The sequence below is a fragment of the Provencibacterium massiliense genome (assembly GCF_900169495.1).
Classification (GTDB): Bacteria; Bacillota; Clostridia; order Oscillospirales; family Ruminococcaceae; genus Harryflintia; species Harryflintia acetispora.
Genome location: NZ_FWCH01000012.1, coordinates 1523340 through 1545219 on the forward strand (window position 1 = coordinate 1523340; position 21880 = coordinate 1545219).

The window sequence follows — 21880 nt, forward strand, 5'->3', positions numbered from 1 at the left end:
ATGCCGATCTTATCCTTCCCCTCGGTCCAGCTGTTGGGGATCAGCGTGGAGGACCTGATCGGCAGCAGCGACCTTCAGGCCAGGGGGATGAAGGCGGTCGCCGACGCGGCGCCGTCCTTGGCCTCTGTGAGCATGATGGACCTCTCGGTGGAGGCGCAGGCCTTCGGCTCCAGCATCCATTTCTCCCCGGACGAGGTCCCGACGGTGGTGGGACGGATCATAGAAAGCCCCGAGGACGCCGAGGCCCTTGCCATACCGGATCTTGAAACGGCGCGGTGCGGACTCTACGTCGAAGCCATCCGCAAGGCCTGCGGTCTCATCACCGACCGGCCGGTCCTTGCCGGGATGATCGGCCCCTTCTCCCTGGCCGGCCGGCTGATGGACGTCACGGAAATCATGGTGTGCTGCTATACCGACCCGCAGCTGGTCCACTGCGTTATGGAAAAGGTCACCGCCTTCCTGACCACCTATGCCCTTGCCTACCGGGGGACGGGGGCGGGCGGCGTTTTGATGGCCGAGCCTCTCGCCGGTCTGCTCTCCCCGGAGCTGGAGCAGGAGTTCTCCACCCCCTATGTCAAGCGGATCGTCAGCGCGGTGCAGACGGAGAGCTTCCTGGTGGGCTACCACAACTGCGGGAACAACGTGGTGCCCATGGCGGAATCCCTGTATGACATCGGCGCGGCTTTTTACCACTTCGGCGACTCCATCCGCCTGAAAGACATGCTGGCGCTCTCCCCGCCAAACGTCCCGGTCATGGGCAACATCAGCCCCTCCGGGGAATTCCTGGGCGGCACGCCGGAATCGGTCCGCCGCGCGGTGTACAGCCTGATGGAGGAGTGCCGCGAATATCCCAATTTTGTCCTTTCCTCCGGCTGCGACATCCCGCCAAAAACCCCTTGGGAGAACATTCGCGCCTTCTTTGCCGCCGCCGGGGATTACTCTTTGGGGCGGGCGCTGTGAGCCTGGAAAGCCCTATTCTATCTGCCATTATGCCAGAATAAAATATTGCGCAAAACTGTTTTTTTTCATAATAGTGGAATAACTTATGCTTATTTTTCACCCCGGCCTTCGTCATACAAAGAAACTCCCCCGGCCCGCTGTGCGGGCCGGGGGAGTCTTTCATTCTTCGTATCAGCGCACCATACAATATTGGTGCAGCGCGCCGCTCCCGAGCTCCAGAACCGTCTGGAAGCCGAAGCGCTGGTAGATCGCGACGTTGCGCGGGTTGTGGGTCTCGAGCGTCGCGCTGTAGCGCCGCTGCTCGGCATACTGCAAAAACGGCTCCATCAGCTTGCGGGCGACCCCTTTTCCTCTGGCGCTCTGGCGCACGGCCAGCAAATCAAGATGCACGTCCGGCGCGTCAATGGCGCCGCGCACCCAGTCGGAGGTCAAAAACTGCTTGTTCTTACGGAATTTTCGGAAGGTGCGAAGGCTTGGATCGCTGCGCAGCACCTCGAAATATTCGAGCAGCTCATAGCGCAGCCCGTCGAAGCGGTAACGCAGTGCATTGTGCTCGTCGCTGTCGTCGAACACGACGATCGCGCCGTTCATCTCTTCGCTGTCGGCGAAGGCGTGGCAGTAGTCGAAATAGCGTCCCAGGTAGCATCGGAAGTAACGCGGCAGCAGCTTCTCCCGAACGGTTTCGTCCGGGATCAGTTTCTGGTACAGCGGGTCCTGCATAAAACTATCGGACATCAGCTCCACGAGCCGGCCGATATCTTTTCTCTCCAAGCGAACGAGTCCTTGGATCAACATGATTTCACACACCTTTAAATAATTGGCCTAAGGCCGTATATACCCGATTGAATAAGCTTGCGGCAAGCCAAGCTAGCGCATGGTTCCACCCCTAACGAAGGAAATTTTGCCGCCACGTGTGTGATGTTACCTGTAAGATAAGTATAGCACGGCCGCCTGCGGGCGCGCAAACGGGAGAAAACACGATATCCCGCAAAAAATCCGGGGGTTTCCGCGGGCAGGCGAAATGGCCTTCGGCTTTCGCAAACCTCCTCGGAATCCCTCTGATTCCCACAGCCCGATCCGGCGGCCGGCGTTTTGGAAGCCCCGGGGCGCCCCGTCACCCCCGGACACGGTGGGATAACCCCGGGCGAGTAGGTTTCAAAAATCGGGCAAAACAACGGTTTTTGGGGCTTTTTTCTCGTTTTCCCGCGCTTGTTAATTTGCTGGCAACTGTGGTACAATAATCTCACAACGAAAGAAACTTCGATGTACATCGTCAAACGCTTCGTTGCACAGGGCTCTAAAAGGTCCGCAAGGCCCCTTATGGGCGCTGTAGAAAGGGTAAGGTAACGCGTATGAATCCAAACGTCTTATACCCCGTTTTATGGCTGGTGCTCGCGGTGGTCCTCGCAATCGCCGAGGCGGCCACCGTCCAGCTGGTATCGATCTGGTTCGCATTGGGCGCGGCGATCACCGCGCTGCTCTCGCTGACCGGGCTTCCGCCCGCGATCCAATTTGCCTGCTTCGTGCTGATCTCCTGCGTCGCGCTGCTGCTCAGCCGCCCGCTGGCGCACCGCCTGCTGGGTGCTAAAAAGCAGAAGACCAACGCGGACGCCGTCGTCGGGATGGAAGGGATCGTCACCGAGCCGATCGACAACCTGCACGAGCAGGGCCGGGTCCTGGTTAACGGCCTGAGCTGGTCGGCGCGCAGCGCCGGCGGCGAGGCCATCGAAAAAGACCAAACCGTGCGCGTCGAAAAAATCGACGGCGTAAAACTGATCGTGCGCAAACTGTCCGTTTAAGCGTCTAATACGCCATACACTCAAAACACTGAGGAGGAAACAAAATGCCCGTCATCGTCATTCTCGTCCTGATACTCTTGGTCCTGATCCTGGTCATTTCAAACATCAAGATCGTCCCACAGGCCAACGCCTACGTCGTCGAGCGCCTCGGCGCCTACTACGCCACCTGGGAGACCGGGCTGCATCTCAAGATACCGTTTATCGACCGGGTCGCCAAAAGGGTCAGCCTCAAGGAGATGGTGGTCGACTTCAAGCCCCAGCCGGTCATCACCAAGGACAACGTCACCATGCAGATTGATAACGTCGTCTTCTACCAGGTCACCGACCCGAAGCTCTTTACCTACGGCGTCGAGCGTCCGATCTCGGCCATCGAAAACCTGACCGCCACCACCCTGCGTAACATCATCGGCGAGATGGAGCTCGACCACACCCTGACCTCGCGCGATGTGATCAACACCAAGATCACCACCATCCTGGACAGCGCCACCGACAAGTGGGGGATCAAGGTCAACCGGGTCGAGCTCAAGAACATCATGCCGCCCGCCGAAATCCAGGATGCGATGGAGAAGCAGATGAAGGCCGAGCGCGAGCGCCGTGAATCCATTCTGCGCGCCGAGGGCGAGAAGCGCAGCCAGATCCTGGTCGCCGAAGGCGAGAAGGAATCCCAGATCCTGCGCGCCCAGGCTGAAAAGGAAGCGGCCATCCTGCGCGCCGACGCGGTCAAGCAGCAGAAGATCCTGGAGGCCCAGGGTGAGGCGCAAGCCATCGAGATGGTCCAGAAGGCCACCGCGGACGGCCTCAAGATGCTCAACGAAGCCAATCCCACCTCGCCGGTCCTCACCGTCAAGAGCCTCGAGGCCCTGGCCAAAGTTGCGGACGGCAAGGCCACCAAGATCATCATCCCCAGCGAGATCCAGGGCCTGGCGGGCCTGGCCGCCAGCGCCAAGGAAATCTTTAAAGACTAATTATGCCAAATGGCCCGGACCAATGGTCCGGGCCATTTTTATGCAATCACAGGCTGCGCAGGCGGGGGATTCCCCGTTTTGGGCAAAATAATACCCGGCCAGAGGAGAGGCCGGGCGGCTGCCCGCATAACGGGCAAAGTTTTGATTTTAAAGTTAAGAGGAAGAAACTCCAGCTTCACAAGGTTTTCCTTACAAGCTCTTGTTCCTTGTGACTATAGTATACCGCACCGGGGCCCTTCCATTCATCCTTTTTTGGTGAAAAGACGGTTACAAACCGGTAACCCGCACCCCGCCACTGATTACATTTTTTAACCGAACGGGCCCGTCATGCGCCGCCCCTGTCATTTTTGGCTTCGGTTTCCGTTACCGGACAGGCAGTTTTTTCCTGCGCGCTAACTGATGTAATCCTCGATCAGGGTCACCAGCGTCTGATAATCCGGGACATAGATCCCGCTCTCCAGCTGGCGCTGGTCGTATTCGGGCAGCACCGCCACCGGCACGTCGAAAATCATCTTGGGCTCGCTCTCCTGCGGCAGGAAGACCGCGATCCGCCCGTCCTGCGCGCGCAGGATATACTGGTAGTCCTCCGGGATTTCCCCTTCCCCTTCGATCGGCAGGTCGGTCACCGGGCGCTGGGCTTCCTGCCCGGCGCGGGTATTCAGGTTATAGCTATAGACGGAAAATACCCCGATCACGATTGCGAAGATCAGCGCGCCCGCGGTCCAGAGCCCCGTGCTGCGTTTCATTTGGTTCCATCCCCTTTGCCAAAAAGGCTGCCGCCCCTTTAGGGGGCACAGCGGTTCAAAGATAATATGGACCGCTTTTTTTATTTTATGCGCCGCGGCCCCGCCTTGTCCGTGAAAGGCTTCGCGCGGGGGCGGCGCCATAAAAGAACGTTTAATAAAAATTCACACAATTGCCCCCTACTGTGCTATAATGTATTTTGTATCGGCATGACTAATTCTATTCGCGAAAGCCCAAGCTATAGCTGTGTGTCGCTTCTTCCGTACATAACCTGCACGGCCGGATTCGGAATGACCCGCGCTATTGCTTTTCATGGAGGTCATTATGGCAAAACAGAAGAAAAAACGCTCCCCGGCGGCGCGCAGGGTGCGGTGGATCCTGGGTACCATCTTCAGGGCCCTTGTCACCGTCTTCCTCGTCTGCGTGATCACGGGGTGCATCGTCGGCTGTGTGCTGACGGTATACATCCTCGATTATGTCGGCACGCTCGAGGATATCGACATCCGCAACATCGATCTCAACTACACCTCGATCATCTATGCCAACGACGACGAGGGCAACCCCTACGAGCTCAGCCGGATCCACGGGGATGAAAACCGCATATGGGTCGATTACGAGCAGATGCCCTCCTATCTGACCGACGTGACCATCGCCACCGAGGACAAGCGTTTCCTCGAGCACCACGGCGTGGACTGGAAGCGCACCGCCGCCGCCGCGATCAACATGTTCATCCCGATCCTGGACCGCCAGGAGGGCGGCTCGACCATCACCCAACAGCTGATCAAGAACGCCACCGACAACTGGGCGCCGAATGTCGAACGCAAGGTCAAGGAGATTTTTTCCGCCTTAAAGCTCGAGAAGAAATACTCCAAGACCGACATCATGGAGGCCTATCTCAACGTGGCCTCCTTCGGCAACAACACCAACGGCGTACAGGCGGCGGCCAACCTCTATTTTAATAAGGACGTCAGCGAGCTCTCCCTCGTGGAGTGCGCGGCGATCGTCTGCACCACCCAGTCGCCCACCAAGTACGACCTCTTCCGCAACCCCGAGGCCAACGCCGAGCGGCGCAACAAATATATCTTCCCGACCATGCTCGAGCTCGGAATGATCTCCCAGGAGGAGTACGAGCAGGCGATCAACACCGAGGTGCGCCCCGAGCGCAGCCAGGCCCCGGGCCAGCAGACCAACTCCTCGAACACCTGGTTCGTCGACCACGTCATCGAGGACGTGATCGACGGGCTGATGGAGAAGGAGGGGATGGACTATTCCTCCGCCTCCTCCATGCTCTTCCGCAGCGGACTGCACATCTACACCACGGTGGACAACGACATGCAGACCTATCTCGAGGAGGTCTACACCGACCTGGAAAACACCTTCCCGCCGATCCGCAACACCATCTACCCCGAGAGCGCCTTCATCGTCATGGACCTGCACGGGCAGATCAAGGCGGTGGTCGGCTCCAACCGGCCCAAGCAGGGCAACCGCTGGCTCAACTACGCCACCCAGGAGCCCCGTCAGCCCGGCTCGACCATGAAGCCGATCTCGGCCTATTTACAGGGGATCGAGCAGGACCTAATCACCTGGTCCACCGTCATCGAGGACAGCCCGATCACCTATAAGGACGAGGTCGCCGGCACCGAAACCCAGTGGCCGGTCAACTACTACGGTTACTACGACGGCAACCACCCCTGCGTCTACGCGCTGCAGCGCTCGATCAACACCATCCCGGTCAAGCTTATGCAGCTCATCGGACCGCAGGTTTCGCTCAACTTCCTGCACGACAAATGCGGAATGAAGAACCTCGTCACCCCCGAGGAGGATCCGCGGGTCAACGACAACAACCTTTCCGCCATGGCCATCGGCGGCACCACCAAGGGAGTCACCCTCCTCGAGCTGGCCGGCGCCTATCAGATCGACGCCAACGGCGGGACCTACACCAAGCCCACCTCCTACACCAGGGTTTACGACCGGGAGAACAGCCTGCTGCTCGAGGCGGACACCACCGCCACGCGGGTGATCTCCAAGGAGACCTCCTCCATCCTGAACCTGATGATGCAGCAGGTCGTCTCCACCGCGCCCGGCACCGGTACCGCCGCGCGCTTCACGGGGGACCTGGCGGGGATGCCCGTCGCGGGCAAGACCGGTACCTCGTCGGACAACAAGGACCAGTGGTTCGTGGGGATCACCCCCTACTACATCGGGGTCACCTGGATGGGCTACGCGCCGGTCGCGCAGCCGATCAACTACATCCAATTCCCCACCCCGATCGTCTGGCGCAACGTCATGCAGCCCATCCACGAGGGGCTTCCGGTGATCGACTTTGACTACAGCCAGAACATCGTGCAAAAGCAATACTGCGTTGAGACGGGGGACCTGGCCACCGAGGACTGCCCGAGCCAGCTGATGGGCTGGTACAAGACCACCAACATCCCGGACGTCTGCACCGAGCACGTCGGGGTCAAGGACTCCGAGGAGGAAGAGGACGACGACGGCAGCCGGAGCAGCTCCAAGAAGAGCTCCAGCAAAAAGAGCAGCTCCTCCTCCCGCGCGGGGAACACTCGAAGAAGCAGTTCCAACAGGGACTAAGATTGTGGATTTGTGGGGCTGTCCGCCCCAAACCCCGACCCCTTTCTTTTGTTTGAAAAGAAAGGGGGAAATGAAAGCATCACCCCACGCGCGACAACGCGCGGACTATACACGTTTTGGCCCGCCGCAAAATGCGAAGCCCCGCTCCGGAAAACCGGAGCGGGGCTTTTTGCCCGCGCAGGCGACTGATGGCAACAACGATGGTGCCCTTTCCCGCGCAGGGGGTCTCACAGGCTGGAAACGGGTCGTTTCCTCAGACGCCTTTTAAGGCGTTGGACCCCCTTTCAGGTTAATTCCTGGTTTCCAAAGGACTAAGTCCTTTGGCGGGTGCGGGCGGCGCCCGCGACCTTTCCGGGTTGCTGTCACTCGCCTTGACGGAATCCTCCTTCGGATCAGGAAGGGGAGTGACGACGTTCCAGTGGAACGTTGGCACGTGGGGAAACCCTATCAAGGGGTTTCCCCATGGCGGCGAAGCCGCCATCTCCTCACAAGGCAGTGGCCGCCGCACGCACACTCGCAGGTAGTCCGGCCGCCATCTTCCCCTCCAGGAAAACGGCCGCGCCCCCGCACCCGCAGGGGGTCTTCCGCGCTCTGTCCCTTTCGCGGGAGGCAGTAGAAGCGCCGCGTTTCCCTTCAACGAAAAACTTCCAATTTCCGCCTTTTTTCTTGCTTTTTCCTGCCTGCCGTGCTACAATGCTCTTACAGGGGTTTCCCCTAAAAAGAATAGCCATGGCAGGCGCAATGTGCACGAACACATTGCGCCCTGCATGAGGTGCACAACCACCCCATACAACCGGTATCCCGGCACCCTAGCTGGTGTCATTATAACACATTCTTTTCTCTTTGAAAAGAACGGCGTTTTATACCGGTGACCTTGCGACACGAGCGCATGGATGGGGTTTTCCCCTCCATGCGCTTTTCTTTATGCGCCCCGCAAGGGGCTGGGGCGGCGGGGCTCCTACACCCCGCCGCTCCAGGGAGGCCCCTGACCAAATTCGGTCAGGGGGTATTATCATGGGAGAAGTATTATTAAATCTTTACTACGGCAAGCATCCCCTTTCTCTCTGGAAGAAAGAGGACAAACAGTATCTCGCCATGGAAGAGGAGATCGAGCGCCGCGAGCTGTTTTTAAGCGAAAACCTTCCGTATGAATGGAAGAATGATATGTTTCACTATCTGAACGCCTGTCAGCAGCGGAATGACTACGTTGAAGAGCTCATCTTCAAAAAAGCCTTTTCCCTGGGGCTGCGCGTCATGGCCGAGGCCTTTTCCGCCACGCCCCGCGAGGCCCCGGAAGAAGACTACTAAAAAGGACCTCCCCGAAAGGGGAGGTCTTTTTTACGGCCCCAAAAGCTGCTGGCGCAGCAGCTCGAGGATCTTTTTCTCCCTTCTGGAGACCTGCACCTGGGTCATGCCCAGCGCCTCGGCCGTCTGGGTCTGGGTCTTTTCGCAGAAATAGCGCATGACGATCAGCTTGCGGTCGTTTGCGCCGAGCTCCCCGACCACCTGGCGCACCGACAGGATGTCCGAGAGCAGCTCCTCCGGCGACTGGGTGGGCAGGTCGATCTGCCCGCAGTCGCCGTTTTCATCGTCCGTTTCGGTCAGCGAGATGGGCGGCGTGCCCGCGCCCATCGCCTCGACCACCTCGCCTGCGTCCAGGTCGAGGTATTCCGCCAGCTCGCCGATGGTCGGCTCCCGCCCGAGGGTGATCGAAAGCGTCTCCCGCGCGCGGGTCAGCTTCATCGAGCGCTCCTTGAGGGTGCGGCTGACCTTGACCGTGCCCCCGTCCCGGAAGAGCCGGCGGATTTCGCCGAGGATGACCGGCACCGCATAGGTCGAGAAGCGCACCCCCCGCCCGGTGTCAAAGGCGTCCGCCGCCTTGATCAGCCCCATGCAGCCCGCCTGGAACAGGTCGTCGTATTCGATCCCGCGCCCCTTGAACTTGTGCGCGCAGGAATGGACCAGGCCGATGTTCTGGCTGATCATCTCTTCGCGAGACAGGCTCGCGTACTCCTCGCGGCAGTGCCCGTCCAGGCGCGCGCCCGCCTCCTGGCTCTCCAAAGGCAGCTGGACTTCCCGCTCCTGGCGCTCCGTGCCCGCGGACTTTTCAATTGCTTCCATCCTACACAAATCCTTACCTTTTGGATTCCAGCTTCTTGATCAGGGTGACCGTCGTCCCCTTGCCCGGCGTGGAGCGCACCCGTACCTTGTCGCACAGGGACTGCATCACGGCGAAGCCCAACCCCGCGCGTTCCCCCGCCGTATCGGTGGTGAAAAGGGGCTCCATGGCGCGCTTGATGTCGGGGATTCCGCAGCCGCGGTCCCGCACCTTGACGGTGAGCAGGTTTTCATCATTGATCGAAGCCGTTATGTACACGGTGTTGAGCCGCTCGGCATAGGCATGGACGATGCAGTTTGTCACCGCCTCGGAGACCGCCGTCTTGATATCGGAAAGCTCGTCGTAGGTCGGATCGAGCTGCGCGGCAAAGGCTGCAATGGCCGTGCGCGCGAAGCTCTCGTTGCAGGACCTGCTGTCGAACTGCAATTTCATGCTGTTTTTCATGTTAGAAATCATTCCTTTCTTCCCGTCTCCTCAAAGCTGACCAGCTTGTCCAGCCCCGCCAGGCGCATCACCTTTTTTTGTTGGGTGCTCAGCCCGGCGATCGCCACCTTTCCGCCATAGACCGACATCTGCCGGTACCTTCCCATGATCAGCCCGATCCCGGAGGAGTCCATAAAGGTCACGTCGGTGAAGTCCATGACCAGCTTCTGCGGTATCGCCCGGGAGATTGCATCGTCGATCTGCTCGCGCAGCCCCTGCGCGGAGTGGTGGTCGATTTCTCCCTGCAGCCTCGCCATTAGGGCCTCGTCCCGATACTCGATTGTGACCGGCATATCCTGCACTTCCTTTCTGTTTCACAGCCTGTCCTTTTTTGCGCGGCAAAAAAAGAGGATGGCAGACCTCAGTCTGTCATCCTCTATCATATTCCAGCGAAGCGGGGAAAATCGTCCCCTTCTGTCTATACAATCTGTATTATCCTGTCGAAGATTTACGAATCCGTCCCGTTTTTCTCCTTTATCGGCGGGTTGGCGCGAAAGTAGCTCTCCGCCTCGCCGCACAGATAGAGCGAGCCGCAGACCAGGATGGCCTCGCCCCCCCGCAGCCCCGCCCGCGCGAGGGCGAGGGCGGCGGGGAAATCCGGGGCGGCCGCCACATCGGGACAAAGGGGAGCCGCCAGCGCGGCGATCTCTTGGGGGCCGGCGGCGCGGGGCAGGGATAGGCCGCAGGCGATCAGCCGCCGCGCATGGGGGGCGAGCAGGCGCAGGCTTTCAGAGTAGTCCTTATCCTGCATGGCCGAAAAGATGACCGTCGCCTGTGCGCCGCCCAGCGCGCGCACCAGGGCGGCCACCCCGTCGGGATTGTGGGCCCCGTCGATCAGCACCGGGGGCGTCTCACAGGCAAGCTCGAGCCGGGCGGGGAAGCAGAGCGCCGCAAAGCCTTGGCGCACCGCCTCGCCGGGAACCGCAAAGCCGCGCGCGCGCAGCGCCTCGATCGCGCCCAGGGCGGTGAGGGCGTTGAGCACCTGGTGCGGCCCGCCCAGCGGGATGTAAAGCTCTTCCCCTTTCCACTCGATCCGGTTGTGGCGGAGGGACGATTCGAGCACCCGCGCCTCCTCCCGCCCCGGCTGGTGCAGGCGGGCGCCCTTCTCGCGGCATTGCCGCCGGATCACGTCCATCGCCTCCTGCGGCTGGTCGGGGTAGCAGACCACGTCGCCCCCCTTGATGATCCCGCATTTTTCATAAGCGATTTTTGCGAGTGTTCCGCCCAGGATCGCGGTGTGGTCCAGGGCGATCCGGGTGATCACCGCCACCTCGGGCGGGCCGATGACGTTGGTCGCGTCGAACCGGCCGCCCAGCCCCACCTCGAGCACCGCCACCTCGCAGCCGCGCTCGGCGAACCAGGAAAGCCCGCAGGCGGTCACCAGCTCGAATTCGGTCGGGATCAGCCCCTCGCTCTCCAGCACCCCGGCGGCGGCCTTCACCCGGGTCGCCGTCCCGGCCAGCTCCTCCTTTGTGATCCACTGGAATCCGACCTGCATGCGCTCCCGGAAATCCAGCACATAGGGGGAGATGAAGGTGCCGGTGCGGTACCCGGCGGCGATCAGGGCCGAGGAGATGAGCGCCGCCGTGCTCCCCTTGCCGTTGGTGCCCGCCACATGCACCAGCTTCATTTTCTTCTGCGGCTCTCCCAGCAGCGCGCAGAGCCGTTCCATCCGGCGCAGGGTCAGCTCCCCTTTAAAGCGCGAGGCCGAGTGGATATACGCCAGCGCCTCCTCGTAATCCATCTTTCCTTCCCCATTTCCAGCTTGGTTTCTTAAATGCGTTTACTGAAAATTCTAGCACCTGTGCGGGAAATTCACAATATCATTCGGAAATTTTCTCAAACTACTTTACCTGTCGTAGTAATCGTGCTATACTGGGACTACTTCGTCAGTCGTAGTAGTTTGGGAAGGGGGCGGCCGTTTGATCAGCAGCGATGTCATACGGGGCTATAACGACACCATTATTTTGCACCTTCTGATGGAACGGGACTCATACGGCTATGAGATTTCCCGCCAGATCGAGCAGCGCAGCGAGGGGAATTACACCATCAAGGAGACGACCCTCTATTCGGCCTTCGCGCGCCTGGAAAGCCGCGGTCTGATCGCCTCCTATTATGGCAGCGAGACCTTCGGCAAGCGCAGGACCTATTACACCATCACCGAACAGGGGCGCTCCTATTACCGGACAAAATGTGCGGAATGGAGCCTGACCAAGCGGGTGATCAATCAATTCACAAGGGAGGATATCGAGGATGGAGCAGATCGCAAACTTTGTGGAGGCAATGTTTCAGCCTCTGCCGAAGACGGAAGAGGTGCGCAAGATCAAGGAGGACATCCTGGAGAACATGCAGGAGAAGTATAACGACCTGCTCGATGAGGGGAAGAACGAGTATGAGGCGCTGGGAATCGTGATCTCCCAGTTCGGCAGCATGGAAGAGCTCTGCCGCGGCCTGGATCTCGATTTCGGCGGGGAGCAGCCACAGCCGGGCCCGGATTCGGACGCCGAGCACGAGCGCCTGCAGCGCGAATATGAGCGCTTCCTGCCCCGCCAGCGGCTGGCGGTCGCGGCGGCGGTCTTTCTTTTCATCCTCTCGCCCATCGCGGGCGGGGAGCTGGACTCACCCCTGCTCTTCTTCGGGTTGATCGCCGCGGGGGTGGGGCTGCTCATCTACTTCTGCGGCCGGGCGAGGGACTACCGCTCCCTGCTGGGGCTGACCGCCCGGGAGCAGGATGCGCCCTTCATCCAACCCACCCGCCGGGGAGGGCTCTGGGGGATCGTCATGCTGGCGGCGGCCATCGTCTACCTGATCCTCGGTTTCTCGATGGGGCTGTGGCATCCGGGCTGGATCATCTTTTTGATCGCACCGCTGCTCGTCTCCCTGATCGAATATTTCGGCGGCGCGCGTGAGGACAAGGGGGAAGAAAAATGAAAAACCGTACGAAAATGATCGTCGCCATCTGCGGGGCGATCCTCCTGTTGGGCGTGCTGCTTTCGGTGTCCACCCACCTTCACCGCAACCGCAGCGCCGGGGCCGCTCCGGCCGCCTCACAAAGGCTGGACACCACGACGAAGCATGAGGAGACCGTCGAGCTGGACGCCGTTCAAAACATCGACATCGACATTGAGAACGCGGACATCGAATTCGTCGCGTCGGATCATTTCGCGCTCTACCACTGCTACTATGGGAATTACTACGAGTTTTATTATGAGCAGCAGGGGGATACCCTGCGCGTCTGGGATAAGGCGCACCAGCAGGTGCAGATCAGGACCAGCGGCTTCAACTTCTTCGGGATTACCTTTAACAGCGAATCGGGCATCTTCTTCGACGGGGAGACCAAGCCCAACCAAGTGAAGCTCTACTATCCGGAGGACACGAGATTCGATTCGGTCGTGATGGAGGCCTCCTATGGGGATGTGAAAATCCCGTCCCTGGGCGCGTCCAGCGCCGAGCTGCGGCTGAGCAGCGGAGACGGCAGCTTCCGGGAAATCTATGCCGACAGCCTGCGGATCGTCAACAGCTATGGCGACGTCTCCTTCCTGAACAGCCGGCCCTTCGAGGCGCAGGAAGCCGTCTTCGATTTGAGCAGCGGGGATTTGAAGGTGGAAAACCTCAGCGCCGGGGAGTTCTCTGTGAACGACAGCTACGGCGACGTCAAGCTCAAAAAGCTCGGGTGCACCGACCTGAAGGTGCAGATGAGCAGCGGGGACCTCCGGCTCGACGAGCTCAAGGCCGACACCGCCAGCCTCTCCAACAGCTATGGCGAGGTGTACGGCGGCGACGTGACAATCAGCACCTCCCTGTCGGTGGACGCCTCGAGCGGGGATGTGGAGCTGTCCGGCTCGCTGCCGGGCAGGAGCAAAATCCACGCCAGCTATGGGGACGTACGGCTGCGCCTCGCGCAAAAGCGCGGGGAGACCGGCTACGACCTTCTCACCAGCTACGGGACTATTTCGGTGGACGGCGAACGCCAGAAGGACGACGAGGGCGAGGACAGCTCCCACGTTTCGGGCTCCGGGGGGCCCGCCGCGATCGAGGTTTCCTGCAGCTCGGGCGACGTCGAGCTGGACTTTCGGCAATAACGCGGATTGATCTCTTGAAAAGGGATTTAAACCTGGGATTCGCAAGGGCCCAATGGCACCGACGGCGCCATATCCTTCCAGCGTGGAGGTTTGGAGGCGAAGCTCCCAAGGTCTTTTGCCTACAAAAAAAGGAGAAACCGCGCGCAGCGCGAGGGGGCACCCCGGGATGGGTTTCCCCCGTCTCTTCTTAAAAACCGAAGGGGATGCCGGGTTAAAATCCGGCATCCCTTTTGCCTGTCCCAAATGCCTTGCCGCGATTTGCACTTTTCCTTGACAAGGGCCCGTAAAACGGGGATAATAGCAGGTGTAAGTTTCATCCTGAGGGGAGAGAAATCCATGAGAGTGATCACCGGACAAGCCAGGGGCAGAAGGCTGCTTTCCCCCGCTGGGATGGAGATCCGGCCCACCAGCGAGGTCGCCAAGGAGGCGATCTTCAGCATGCTGCAGAACGAGCTGCCCGGCGCGCGGGTGCTCGACCTCTTCGCGGGGAGCGGGCAGCTCGGGATCGAGGCCCTTTCGCGCGGGGCGGGCTACTGCGTCTTTGTGGACGTGAGCCGCCAGGCCCAGCAGGTGGTGCGCGAAAACCTCCAAAAGACCGGGCTGCAGGAAAATGCCAGCGTCGCCGCAATGGATGCGGCGGCCTATCTGCGCGGCAGCCGCGAGCGCTTTGACATCGCATTGCTCGACCCCCCTTACCAGAAGGGGATTCTGGAGCAGGTGCTGCCGCTGTGCGCAGCGCTCATGCGGGAAAACGGCGTGATCGTCTGCGAGACCGAGCGCCGCGAGGACCCGCCCGAGACGGCGGGCGATTTCACGCGTTACCGGGAATACCGCTACGGCAAGGCCAAGATCACCGTCTACCGCAAACGGGAGGAGGCATAACATGTCCATCGCCGTCTGTCCGGGCAGCTTCGACCCGGTGACCATGGGGCATCTCGACATCATCAAGCGCGCGAGCGTCCTGTTCCAGGAGGTGATCGTGCTGGTGGTCATCAACCCCAAGAAAAACGCCAGCTTTACAGTGCAGGAGCGTTGTGATATGATAAACAAGGCCACCGACTTCCTGCCCAACGTGAGGGTGGACAGTTACGATGGGCTGCTCGTGGACTATGTGCGCCGCGCCGGCGCCTCGGCCATCGTCAAGGGGCTGCGCGCGCTTTCGGATTTTGAATACGAATTCCAGATGGCGCTGACCAACAAAAAGCTGCTCCCCTATGCGGAGACCGTCTTTTTGACCACCAGCGCGGAAAATATGTATCTCAGCTCCAGCCTGGTCAAGCAGGTCGCGGGGTTCGGCGGGGACATCACCGACTTCGTCCCATCCTGTGTGCTTGAAACGATCACCGGGCGGCTTTTGAAAGAAAAAAAGAGAACCGGCGAAACGGAGGAATCGTAATATGAACATCGAAGAAATTCTGGATGTGCTCGACGAGGTGCTCGACCGCGCCTGGAACCTGCCGCTGACCGGCGGACGCTGCGTGGTGGATGCGGACAAGGTCCGGGACATGATTGACGAGGTGCGCCTGAACCTCCCCGGCGAGATCAAGCAGGCCAAGGCCATCGTGGCCGACCGCGCCGAGATCATTTCGGTCGCCAAACGGGAGGCCGAGGGGATTGTGCAGAAGGCCGAGGAGCATGCCAAGGCCATGATTTCCAAGGAGGAGATCGTCAAGCAGTCCCAGGCGCGCGCGGCCGAGATCATGCAGCAGGCCCAGATGAAGGCGCGGGAAATCCGCAGCGCGGCGCAGGACTACTCGGAGAACGTGCTGCGCCAGACCGAGGAGAGCCTCGCGCGCTCCTTGAGCGACGTCAAGGGGACCCGCCAGGGATTGCGCAACGCCATTCGGAAATAAAAAATAATAAAGATAAGAACCCCCGGAGGTCCATATGGGCCGCCGGGGGTTCTTGCATGGGATTCTTTTACGACTGAAACACTTTGAGAACCGGGGCGGCAACGGTCTTGCTGCCGCCCGACAGGGTGGGGACGGTGACGGTGCCCATCTCCCAGACGGACGGGTCGAAATCCGCCGGGAGGGAGGAAAAGGAGGAGATTTGCGTGCAGCCGGTGTTGACGCCGGAATCGTAGTTCATATCGTTGGCGGAGTTTGCAACCGCATAGGTCGGGCCACCGCTGCCGCTTGCCGACCAATAATTGTTGGAAGCGCCCAGCTGTCCCGGTCTGCACTCCGAACCCGAGCCCGAGGAAACGTCTCCGGCGACTCCGCCCACCATACGGCGGTTTGGCCCGAGAGATGCGGAACCGATAGAGTATTCGACAATGTTCCAGGTACGGCGCACAGTGGAGAGTTCGCGGGCGATTCCGCAAAGCCCGCCGCTCCAACGCACGTTGACGGAGCCGTCGGTGCATTGCAGACTGCCGGCAAAGTAGCTGTCCTCGATCAGGCAAGCCGTATTCGATCCGATCAAGCCGCCGAGCACCGGCCAGCCGCTGGTGGCGGTGCTGCGCACCTGGGCCACGGCATAGCAGCTGATGAGGTTACTATTATTTGCGACGCCGCTAAAAGAGCCTACGGCTTCGGTCCCACTGATGACTCCGGTGGTTTCGATCCCCAGCCTTTGAATGGTCGCCTGGTTGATATAGCCGAACAGGCCGCCGTGATTGTCTCCGCTGATGTTGAGCCCGGTGATCCTGTGCCCGCCTCCATTGTACGTTCCCATAAAGGGGGCCGATTGACTGCCGATCGGCGTCCAGTTGCCCGAGAGGGCAATGTCCCGGTCCTGGTAGATGTTCGCCGCGCTGTGCGCTCCCACATGCGCGAGCTGCTGCTGCGAGCCGACGTAGAAGGGATCCGCCGCACTCCCGCTCCCCCGGTAGAACGCGCCCGCTGTCCCTGAAGCGCACCCGCAGGTCGGCTTGGTGGTGAAGGAGAATTCCCGCGCCGCCGCCGTGTCCGTCCCGATCCGGCCCGGCAGCGGGCGCGCTTCAATTTTCAGGGTGTAGCTCTGCGGCCCGGTGATGTCATAGGCCAGCGGCAGGTAAACATCCCCCTGCGCCGCCGTCATCTCCACCTTCGCGCTGACCGCCGGGGTCCCGGCGGCGCTGCCGCCCTCGTAGAGCGAGAAGGTGTAGTCGGTGGTGCGCGGCGAGCGGGTGAAGGGAATGGTCACCCCGTAGTCCGCTTGGTAGTTATCCTGCACCGTCACGGTGATCCCGCTCTGCGCCGCCCCGGCGCTGGCGGTGAGCAGGAACATGCCTGCTGTGAGCGAAGCGGTCAGCAGCCGGCGCAGGCGCACTGCCCGGCTCATCATCCCTGCTCCCGCATTGCGCAGGTGGTGATCTCCCCGATCACGAACCCGTCGAGCGGGAGCTGCTCGCTCTCGGGCAGCTCGAAATCGTACCGCTCGAGCAGCTCATACTCCTGCGCGGTGATGATCCCCTGCCCAAGCAGGGAGGCGTAATACTCCCGTGGGTTTTCCTGCGAGGAAAACCCGCAGAAAGTAAGTATCGCCAGAGCGGGCAGGAACGCGGTTAGGAATTTTTTCATTTGACTTCCCCCTTAAGAATAAAAGACCAGTAGATAAGGCAGCTTGCGGTCTTTCGCTCCGGGGGTGGGGGCGGGAAAGGGAAGATTTCACTTGAAATCCGTACCAGAACAGGATATAATTAGGATAAACAGGGAGGAAACCGGCGGAAAGCTCGCGCCTCTTTCCAAGAAAACACAAAAAGACGACCGTTAGCTGCCTTAGCTAACGGTCTTTCTTTTGTTTCCCATCACCAGTTTTCACGCCGTTTGAGGTGTAAATTTTGCGTTGTAAATCGCATATGGATGTGCTAAACTAAATATACTTATGACTAACAGGCTCTATTGACAACATCAGGCGCCCCGTGCGCCGCTTGAATAGGAAGGATCTGATTCCGCAACATGGAAAAACTGAGTCTCTGCGTTCTGTTCGGCGGATGTTCGAGCGAATATGAAGTCTCGCTGATGTCGGTAACGTCGATTTTAAACAACCTGGACCGGGAAAAATACGACATTTATATGGTAGGCATCACCCGTGACGGGCGCTGGCTGCTCTACGAGGGCGAGATTTCCAACATCCGGCCCGACCGCTGGAACGATAGGCGGTACGTCACCCCCGCCATCCTCTCGCCCGACCGGGCCGACCACGGCCTGCTGGTCCTGCGCGAGGGCGGGGTCCAGCGTATCCGCCTGGATGTGATCTTCCCGGTGCTGCACGGCAAGAACGGCGAGGACGGCACGGTGCAGGGGCTCTTTGAGCTTTGCGGCGTGCCCTACGTCGGGTGCGGCGTGCTCGCCAGCGCAGTCTGCATGGACAAGGACGTCGCCTACAGCGTACTCACCCAGCGCGGAATCCCCAGCGCGCGCAGCATCTGCGTGCGGGAGGAGGAGCTCACCCACCCCGAAATGGTCGCCCGCAAGCTCCGGGAGGCCGCCCTTTCCTACCCGGTCTTTGTCAAGCCCGCCAACGCGGGCTCCTCGGTGGGGATCAGCAAGGTGCACGGCGAGGGCGAACTGCTCCCCGCCTTGCAGCTCGCGCTGCGCGAGGATGGGCGGGGCAAGGCCATCGTCCAGGAATTCCTCGATGGGATCGAGGTCGAGTGCGCCGTCCTGGGGAACGGCGACCCCGTCGCCTCGGCCGACGTCGGGGAGATCGAGCCGCTGCGCGAGCTCTACGACTACGAGGGCAAATACTGCGACGACACCACCGCGCTGCACATCCCGGCCCGCCTGCCGCCTGCTAAGGCGCAGGAGGTGCGGGAAATCGCGGTGCGCGCCTTCCGGGCCATGAACTGCCAGGGGCTGGCGCGGGTGGACTTCTTTGTGCTGCACAAGGATGGCCGGGTGGTGCTCAACGAGCTCAACACCCTGCCGGGCTTTACCGATATCAGCATGTATCCCAAGCTCTTCTGCCACGGCGGGATGGGCTACGGCGAGCTGCTGGACCGGCTGATCGAACTTGCGCTCGGACGCTGAGAAGCGGAAAACTTCCCGGCGTTCCCGCCTTCCTCATGAAAGGAGGCCTTTTCCATGGATAACCGCCCGATCGGCGTCTTCGACTCCGGCGTGGGGGGGCTGACCGCCTATAAAGAGCTGGAAGCCCTGCTGCCGAACGAGGACATCATCTACTTCGGGGATACCGGCCGGCTGCCCTACGGCAGCAAGAGCCGGGAGACCATCATCGACTACGCCCAGCAGGACATTAAATTCCTGCTTTCCCACGACGTAAAGTTTATCCTCGCCGCCTGCGGCACCGTCAGCTCGACCCTGCCGCAGAAAGTCGCTGACGCGCTGCCCGTCCAGTATTCGGGGGTGGTCGGCCCGGCGGTACAGACCGCCTGCGCGCTGACGCTCTGTGGACGGATCGGGGTAATCGGCACCAATTTGACGATCCGCACCAACGCCTACGGCAAGGCGATCCGGGCCATCAAGGCGGACGCCCATGTCTTCGGCAACGCCTGCCCCCTCTTCGTGCCGCTGGTGGAAAACGGCCAGTTTTCCCCCAAGGACCCCATCGTGCGCCTGGTCGCCGAGACCTATCTGCAGCCGCTGCGGCGCGAGGGGATCGACACCCTGATCTTGGGGTGCACCCACTACCCGCTGCTCTACGACGTGATCAATGAGGTGCTCGACTACCAAGTGACCCTGATCGACCCCGGCCGCGAGGCTGCAAAGTCGGTGCAGAGCTTCCTGACGGTGAACGGGCTGCTTAGCGAGCGGCAGCAGGAGGGCAGGCGGGAATTCTATGTGACCGACAGCGCCGAGGATTTTTGCTCGGTGGCAAAAATATTTTTACAGCAGGATGTTTCAGGGAGCGTCAAAAAAATCTCCCTGTCCTGATAGGGGAAGGTTGGAAAGGAGAAACTTTCAAACGCCCGGGAAAGGAACTATCATAAACATGAAAAAGGACGTGCTGATCTCCATCAAGGGGGTCCAGCGGGTGGAGGGCCAGGAAGAGGTCATCGAGCTGATGACGGTCGGAAACCTGTATAAAAAGAAGGACAGCTACTACCTCTCCTACGAGGAGACCGAGGCCACCGGTTTTGGTGGCAGCAAGACCACCCTCCGGTTGGAGCAGGACGGCCGGGTGACCATGCTGCGCTCGGGGGCCTACCGCTCCCACCTGATCGTGGAGAAGGGGCGGCGGCACCAATGCGTGTATGACACCGGCTACGGCGAGATGATGATCGGGGTGCTGGGCAACCAGATTTCCTCCACCCTCACCGACAAGGGCGGGAATATCCAGTTTAAGTACTCGCTGGACATCAACACCTCGCTCGCCAGCGAAAATGAAGTGTATATCGACGTCAAGGAATGTAAATAGCAGGAGGTAGAACTACGATGCACAATCCCGTCAAGCAGGCCACCGACCAGCTCGAAGCGCTGATCCAGGCGGCTGCAAAGTCCGCCATGGAGGACGGCTCCCTGCCAAGCTGCGAGCTGCCTGATTTTGTGGTGGAGATCCCCGGAGACACCAAGTTCGGCGACTTCGCCTCGAACGTCGCGATGGTCTCGGCCCGCGCGTTTCGCATGGCCCCCCAGAAAATCGCCCAGGTAATTTTAGATCATCTCAATTTTTCGGATAGCCTTTTTGTGCGCGCCGAGGTCGCGGGCCCCGGGTTTTTAAACTTCTTCCTCGCGCCGCGCTGGTTCGGCTCGGTGCTGGAATGCATCGCCGAGGACGGGGACGCGTATGGCCGCTCGGACTACGGCAAGCAGGAAAAGGTCATGATCGAGTTCGTCTCGGCCAATCCCACCGGCCCCATGCACATGGGAAACGCCCGGGGCGGGGCGATCGGCGACTGCCTGGCCAGCGCGATGGACGCGGCCGGGTACGACGTGACGCGCGAATTCTACGTCAACGACGCGGGCAACCAGATCGAAAAGTTCGCAAAGTCGCTTGAAGCGCGCTACCTGCAAATTTACAAGGGCGAGGACGCCATCGAATTCCCCGAGGACGGTTACCACGGTGAGGACATCAAGGAGCGCGCGCAGGAATTTGCCGGCCTGCATGGGGACAAGTATTTAAATGTGCCGGATCAGGAGCGCCGCCAGGCGCTGGTGGACTACGCCCTGCCGCGCAACATCCAGAAGCTGCACGACGATCTGGAGAAGTACCGGATCGTCTACGACGTGTGGTTTAGGGAGAGCACCCTGCACGAGAGCGGCGCGGTGAATGAAGCCATCGAAGCGCTCAAAAAGCGCGGGCTCGCCTATGAGAGCGAGGGGGCCGTCTGGTACAAGGCCACCGAGTTCGGGGCCGAGAAGGACGAGGTGCTGGTGCGTCAAAACGGCAATCCGACCTACTTCGCGGCGGACATCGCCTATCACTACAACAAGTTTGCGGTGCGCGCCTTCAGCCGGTGTATCAACGTCTGGGGCGCGGACCACCACGGGCATGTTGCCCGCCTCAAGGGCGCGATGGACGCCATCGGGCTGGACGGCTCGAAGCTCGACATCATCCTCATGCAGCTCGTGCGGCTGATGAAGGACGGCGAGCCCTACCGCATGAGCAAGCGCACCGGCAAGTCGATCACCCTCGGCGACATCCTCGAGGAGATCCCGATCGACGCGGCCCGCTTCTTCTTCAACATGCGCGAGGCGGGCTCGGCACTGGACTTCGACCTCGACCTCGCGGTCGAGCAGTCGAGCCAGAACCCGGTCTACTACGTACAGTATGCCCACGCGCGCATCTGTTCGATCGAAAAGAAGTTGGCGGCCGAAAAGATCGCCTACGACCCCGCGAAGGCCGAGCTGCAAAAACTCACCGAGCCGGGCGAGATCGAGCTCATCCGCCGCCTTGCCGGCCTGCCCGGTGAGATCATCGAGGCGGCGCGCTCCTATGACCCCGCGCGGCTGACCCACTATGCCATCGACGTGGCCACTCTGTTCCACAAGTTCTACAACGCCTGCCGGGTGGTGGGCGAGGACACGGGGCTTATGCAGGCGCGGATCATGCTGTGCATGACCACCCGCCAGGTGCTGCGCAATGTGCTCCGGCTGCTCAAGATCAACGCACCCGAAACGATGTAAACGCTGCTGTTTCACAGCAGCAATAAAAAGTCTCTTGCAACCCATAACGAGTTGCATTTCGGCGCTACGCGCCGAACACGAGCCTTTCCTGGTAGCTTGCAGTCCAATGGGAATGTAGTTTGGG

23 protein-coding genes are annotated in these 21880 nt (G+C 60.6%); 15 read left to right on the plus strand and 8 right to left on the minus strand.

From position 1 onward, the window contains the following. Positions 1-960, plus strand: coding sequence for a uroporphyrinogen decarboxylase family protein (locus B5477_RS12340; RefSeq protein WP_242942199.1), 960 nt, complete (start codon positions 1-3; stop codon positions 958-960). 171 nt (positions 961-1131) lie between these two features. On the opposite strand, the gene B5477_RS12345 is transcribed toward B5477_RS12340, so the two are convergent. Further along, the gene (locus tag B5477_RS12345) at positions 1132-1731 is read right to left on the minus strand and encodes a GNAT family N-acetyltransferase (RefSeq protein WP_159449043.1); all 600 of its coding nucleotides are present in this window, start codon (positions 1729-1731) and stop codon (positions 1132-1134) included. Between the two features lie 581 nt (positions 1732-2312). Between B5477_RS12345 and B5477_RS12350 the strand changes: the two genes are divergently transcribed. Together B5477_RS12350 and B5477_RS12355 are read left to right on the plus strand one after the other, a co-directional pair. Next, entirely contained in the window at positions 2313-2759 is a 447-nt protein-coding gene (locus B5477_RS12350; protein WP_079699966.1) for an NfeD family protein, read from the plus strand. 44 nt (positions 2760-2803) lie between these two features. Then, positions 2804-3724 carry an SPFH domain-containing protein gene (locus tag B5477_RS12355; protein WP_079699967.1) on the plus strand — a complete coding sequence of 307 codons (921 nt, stop codon included), beginning with the start codon at positions 2804-2806 and terminating at the stop codon, positions 3722-3724. 392 nt (positions 3725-4116) lie between these two features. On the opposite strand, the gene B5477_RS12360 is transcribed toward B5477_RS12355, so the two are convergent. Continuing rightward, entirely contained in the window at positions 4117-4470 is a 354-nt protein-coding gene (locus tag B5477_RS12360; RefSeq protein ID WP_079699968.1) for a hypothetical protein, read from the minus strand. Between the two features lie 322 nt (positions 4471-4792). Here B5477_RS12360 and B5477_RS12365 point away from each other — a divergent pair, with 322 nt between their 5' ends. Together B5477_RS12365 and B5477_RS12370 are read left to right on the plus strand one after the other, a co-directional pair. Beyond that, positions 4793-7057, plus strand: a complete 2265-nt coding sequence (locus B5477_RS12365; RefSeq protein ID WP_159449044.1) for a transglycosylase domain-containing protein — start codon at positions 4793-4795, stop codon at positions 7055-7057. A gap of 1014 nt (positions 7058-8071) precedes the next feature. After that, the gene (locus B5477_RS12370; RefSeq protein WP_143533595.1) at positions 8072-8365 is read left to right on the plus strand and encodes a DUF6809 family protein; all 294 of its coding nucleotides are present in this window, start codon (positions 8072-8074) and stop codon (positions 8363-8365) included. A gap of 30 nt (positions 8366-8395) precedes the next feature. Here B5477_RS12370 and B5477_RS12375 read toward each other — a convergent pair whose 3' ends face one another. The 4 genes from B5477_RS12375 to B5477_RS12390 all read right to left on the minus strand — a co-directional run bounded on the left by B5477_RS12375 (position 8396) and on the right by B5477_RS12390 (position 11403). After that, positions 8396-9043, minus strand: coding sequence for a sigma-70 family RNA polymerase sigma factor (locus B5477_RS12375; RefSeq protein ID WP_079700490.1), 648 nt, complete (start codon positions 9041-9043; stop codon positions 8396-8398). Positions 9044-9191: 148 nt separating this feature from the next. Next, complete coding sequence (gene spoIIAB / locus B5477_RS12380) at positions 9192-9620, minus strand: anti-sigma F factor (protein ID WP_079699971.1); 429 nt, start codon at positions 9618-9620, stop codon at positions 9192-9194. An 8-nt stretch (positions 9621-9628) separates the two neighbouring features. Then, positions 9629-9952: an STAS domain-containing protein gene (locus tag B5477_RS12385; RefSeq protein ID WP_117508194.1), complete on the minus strand. Its 324-nt coding sequence runs from the start codon at positions 9950-9952 to the stop codon at positions 9629-9631. A 155-nt stretch (positions 9953-10107) separates the two neighbouring features. Continuing rightward, on the minus strand, positions 10108-11403 hold the full coding sequence (locus tag B5477_RS12390) for a bifunctional folylpolyglutamate synthase/dihydrofolate synthase (protein ID WP_079699973.1): 1296 nt from the start codon (positions 11401-11403) through the stop codon (positions 10108-10110). Positions 11404-11581: 178 nt separating this feature from the next. On the opposite strand from B5477_RS12390, the gene B5477_RS12395 reads away from it, so the two are divergent. From B5477_RS12395 to B5477_RS12420, 6 genes are all read left to right on the plus strand, one after another. After that, the gene (locus B5477_RS12395) at positions 11582-12022 is read left to right on the plus strand and encodes a PadR family transcriptional regulator (RefSeq protein WP_079699974.1); all 441 of its coding nucleotides are present in this window, start codon (positions 11582-11584) and stop codon (positions 12020-12022) included. Further along, a complete protein-coding gene (locus B5477_RS12400) occupies positions 11913-12590 on the plus strand; it encodes a permease prefix domain 1-containing protein (RefSeq protein ID WP_132084998.1) in 678 nt (225 codons plus the stop codon). Before B5477_RS12395 ends, B5477_RS12400 begins: the two co-directional genes overlap by 110 nt. Beyond that, positions 12587-13741, plus strand: a complete 1155-nt coding sequence (locus B5477_RS12405; RefSeq protein ID WP_079699976.1) for a DUF4097 family beta strand repeat-containing protein — start codon at positions 12587-12589, stop codon at positions 13739-13741. The genes B5477_RS12400 and B5477_RS12405 overlap by 4 nt, the downstream gene beginning before the upstream one ends. A 243-nt stretch (positions 13742-13984) precedes the next feature. Beyond that, complete coding sequence (gene rsmD / locus B5477_RS12410) at positions 13985-14623, plus strand: 16S rRNA (guanine(966)-N(2))-methyltransferase RsmD (protein WP_079699977.1); 639 nt, start codon at positions 13985-13987, stop codon at positions 14621-14623. A 1-nt stretch (position 14624) separates the two neighbouring features. Then, complete coding sequence (coaD, locus tag B5477_RS12415; protein ID WP_079699978.1) at positions 14625-15137, plus strand: pantetheine-phosphate adenylyltransferase; 513 nt, start codon at positions 14625-14627, stop codon at positions 15135-15137. Between the two features lies 1 nt (position 15138). Further along, a complete protein-coding gene (locus tag B5477_RS12420; protein WP_079699979.1) occupies positions 15139-15594 on the plus strand; it encodes an ATP synthase subunit B family protein in 456 nt (151 codons plus the stop codon). A gap of 67 nt (positions 15595-15661) precedes the next feature. Here the strand turns inward: B5477_RS12420 and B5477_RS12425 are convergent, their stop codons facing one another. Next, positions 15662-17008 (minus strand): hypothetical protein, encoded by a 1347-nt coding sequence (locus B5477_RS12425; protein WP_079699980.1) that lies wholly within the window; start codon positions 17006-17008, stop codon positions 15662-15664. Continuing rightward, positions 17008-17247: a hypothetical protein gene (locus B5477_RS12430; RefSeq protein WP_079699981.1), complete on the minus strand. Its 240-nt coding sequence runs from the start codon at positions 17245-17247 to the stop codon at positions 17008-17010. The genes B5477_RS12425 and B5477_RS12430 overlap by 1 nt, the downstream gene beginning before the upstream one ends. Positions 17248-17625: 378 nt before the next feature. Between B5477_RS12430 and B5477_RS12435 the strand changes: the two genes are divergently transcribed. From B5477_RS12435 to argS, 4 genes are read left to right on the plus strand one after another with little or no spacing between them, the layout of a single operon-like run. Beyond that, the gene (locus tag B5477_RS12435; protein WP_079699982.1) at positions 17626-18699 is read left to right on the plus strand and encodes a D-alanine--D-alanine ligase family protein; all 1074 of its coding nucleotides are present in this window, start codon (positions 17626-17628) and stop codon (positions 18697-18699) included. Positions 18700-18753: 54 nt separating this feature from the next. Continuing rightward, the gene (murI, locus tag B5477_RS12440; RefSeq protein WP_079699983.1) at positions 18754-19563 is read left to right on the plus strand and encodes a glutamate racemase; all 810 of its coding nucleotides are present in this window, start codon (positions 18754-18756) and stop codon (positions 19561-19563) included. A gap of 58 nt (positions 19564-19621) precedes the next feature. After that, a complete protein-coding gene (locus tag B5477_RS12445; protein WP_165873174.1) occupies positions 19622-20047 on the plus strand; it encodes a YwiB family protein in 426 nt (141 codons plus the stop codon). Positions 20048-20064: 17 nt separating this feature from the next. Next, the gene (gene argS, locus B5477_RS12450) at positions 20065-21756 is read left to right on the plus strand and encodes an arginine--tRNA ligase (protein WP_079699984.1); all 1692 of its coding nucleotides are present in this window, start codon (positions 20065-20067) and stop codon (positions 21754-21756) included. Positions 21757-21880: the final 124 nt, after the last annotated feature.